Origin of the sequence: Streptomyces sp. SID14478, from assembly GCF_010548525.1 — a bacterium.
Lineage (GTDB): Bacteria > Actinomycetota > Actinomycetes > Streptomycetales > Streptomycetaceae > Streptomyces.
The window spans coordinates 1-424 of the sequence record NZ_JAAGMG010000065.1; the positions used below are offsets into that span (position 1 = coordinate 1).

Below are 424 nucleotides of genomic sequence, written 5' to 3' on the forward strand. Positions count from 1 at the left end.
TGGCCGAGACCGTCGACGACCACGGCGGTGCGCCCGCCCGGCGCCTCCACCACGGCCGCGCTGTCCCCGCAGGCCTCCTCGCCGCGCACCGGAAGACACAGCAGGCCGATGTCGGAACGGAGCGGGCCGCTGCCGGGGGCGTGGAAACGGGCGCAGATCAGCGTGCCGACGCCGGGCAGGGTGCGCAGCGTCAGCTCGTCGGCCAGGCGCCGCGCCGCTCCCATGCCGGAACCGAGCGTCCCGGTCGTGCTGAAGCCGTCGACCATGGCGCGGTCGGGCCGGGCCATGCCGGGGCCCCGGTCGACCGCCACCACGTCGAGCCCGCGCCCTTGGGGATGGCGCTGCACGTAGACGGCGCCGCCCACCGCGTGCCGCAGCAGGTTCCCGGCGAGCTCGCTGGTGAGCACGGCGGCCCGCTCCGCCC

At 77.6% G+C, this 424-nt stretch carries 1 protein-coding gene; it reads right to left on the bottom strand.

The annotated features are described in order from the left end of the window. Positions 1 to 407 (bottom strand): ATP-binding protein (locus tag G3I40_RS02110; RefSeq protein ID WP_343244797.1); only part of this gene is annotated, 407 nt, incomplete at its 3' end. Between the last annotated feature and the right edge of the window lie 17 nt (positions 408 to 424).